This is a genomic window from Bartonella taylorii 8TBB, from assembly GCF_902825155.1.
GTDB lineage: Bacteria > Pseudomonadota > Alphaproteobacteria > Rhizobiales > Rhizobiaceae > Bartonella > Bartonella taylorii_A.
The window spans coordinates 1-456 of sequence record NZ_CADEAG010000116.1 but is presented as its reverse complement, the minus strand read 5'-3'; the positions used below and the strand labels follow the sequence as shown (position 1 = coordinate 456).

General features: G+C 39.9%; 1 protein-coding gene. It reads left to right on the top strand.

Annotated elements, in window-relative coordinates; translation table 11 throughout:
* Positions 1-456: PD-(D/E)XK nuclease family protein (locus J7R13_RS08910; RefSeq protein ID WP_208438316.1), on the top strand; the 456-nt coding region annotated here is incomplete at both ends.

Below are 456 nucleotides of genomic sequence, written 5' to 3'. Positions count from 1 at the left end.
TTTAGGAGCAACAAATACGAACAGAGCTTTTTCCATTGAATATGGTAATATCGTTCACCGATTGTTACAATATTTACCCGATTATCCCCTACAAAAACGTCGAGACTATGCTCGAAACTATCTCAATATCAAAGCCTCTCACTGGTATGAGAGCCAAAGAGAAGATGCTCTTCGCCATGTTTGGAAAATATTAGATCACGTTTACCTCAAGCCCCTTTTCTCTGAGCATTCACGTGCTGAGGTTTCCTTAATGGGTATTGTAAAAATTCGTGGAAAAGAACACGCAATTTCTGGTCAAATTGACCGTCTCTACATCACGCAAAACAGCATTATCTTTGCTGATTTTAAAACAGGAACCCCGCCAGAAAATGAAGCTGCTATTGCTTCCCATCACTGGTTGCAAATGGCTCTTTACCGAAAATTGTTGCAAGCTATTCATCCCGATAAAGATATCCA